This window comes from Kitasatospora sp. NPDC092286 (assembly GCF_044755565.1).
Taxonomy (GTDB): domain Bacteria; phylum Actinomycetota; class Actinomycetes; order Streptomycetales; family Streptomycetaceae; genus Kitasatospora.
In genome coordinates, this window is sequence record NZ_JBIVRD010000127.1 from 1 (window position 1) to 1478 (window position 1478).

The following is a 1478-nucleotide window of genomic DNA, read 5'->3' on the forward strand; positions in this document are numbered from 1 at the left end:
CCGCACCCACCCCCTCCAACCCACCCACCCCGCCTACGTCATCTACACCTCCGGCTCCACCGGCACCCCCAAGGGCGTCGTCGTCAGCCACCGCGCGCTGCGGAACTTCCTCGCCGCGATGGCGCAGGTCGTCCCGTGCGGGGAGGACGACCGCCATCTCGCGGTGACGACCGTCGGGTTCGACATCTCCCTGCTGGAGCTGTTCGTCCCGCTGACCACCGGCGCCTGCCTGGGCCTCACCACCGGGACGACGGGCGCCGACGCGGTGGCACTGACCGAGCTGATCAACCGGTTCCGCCCGACGGTCATGCAGGCCACACCGACGCACTGGCGCCTGCTCGTGGACCAGGCCGGCGAGGCACTGCGCAAGCTCCGGGTCCTGGTCGGCGGGGAGGCGCTCTCCCGCGACCTCCTGCGTTCGCTGCTCGACCGGGACTGCGAGGTCACCAACCTCTACGGTCCGACCGAGACGACCATCTGGTCGACCTCGGCGGCTCTCGACAGCCCGGTCGACACGACCCCCTCGATCGGCGGGCCGATCGCCAACACCCGGCTGTTCGTACTGGACGACGGTCTGGAACCGGTACCGGCGGGGGCGGTCGGCGAGCTGTACATCGCGGGTGCCGGGCTGGCCCGCGGGTACCTGGGGCGTCCGGGGCTCACCGCCGAACGCTTCGTGGCCTGCCCCTTCGGAGACGTCGGCGAGCGGATGTACCGCACCGGCGACCTGGTGAAGTGGCGCGCGGACGGGACCCTGGAGTTCGTCGGACGCGCCGACCACCAGCTCAAGCTGCGCGGCTTCCGGATCGAACTCGGCGAGGTGGAACACGCCCTGACCCGCTGCGAGGGGGTGGCGGAGGCGGTCGCGGTGGTGCGTGAGCTGCGCCCCGGCGACCAGCGGCTCCTGGGGTACGTGGTGCCGTCGCCCCAGGCGACCATCGATCCCGTCGCCGTCAGGGCGCACATGGCGGAGATCCTGCCGGACTACATGGTGCCGGCGGCCGTGGTGGTCCTGACCGAGCTGCCGCTGACCCCGAACGGGAAACTGGACCGGAAGGCGCTGTCCGTACCGGACTTCGCCGCACTGACCTCCAGCCGAGGCCCCCGCACCGAGCGGGAGGAGACCCTCTGCGGCCTGTTCGCCGACGTGCTCGGACTCGAACGGGTCGGCATCGACGACTCCTTCTTCCACCTCGGCGGACACTCTCTGCTCGCCACCCGACTCGCCGGCCGCATCCGCGCCGCCCTCGGCGTCGACCTGGAGATCCGCACCCTCTTCGAGGCCCCCACCGTCGCCGCCCTCACCGAGCACCTCGACCAGACGCAGCAGAGGCGGCGGCCGGCGCTGCGGCGCATGCCCCGGCCGAAGGAGTCCTGATGATCCCGTTGTCGTTCGCGCAGTTGCGGCTGTGGTTCCTGAACCGCCTGGACGGCGGCTCCGCCTACAACATCCCCGTCGCGCTACGCCTGGAGGGCGA

Annotated in this window: 1 protein-coding gene; it reads left to right on the forward strand. The window is 71.9% G+C overall.

The window, feature by feature from the left end:
* Window positions 1-1378, forward strand: a 1378-nt coding sequence (locus tag ACIQIB_RS39480; RefSeq protein WP_400764308.1) for an amino acid adenylation domain-containing protein, incomplete at its 5' end; no start/stop codon positions are given.
* Window positions 1379-1478: the final 100 nt, after the last annotated feature.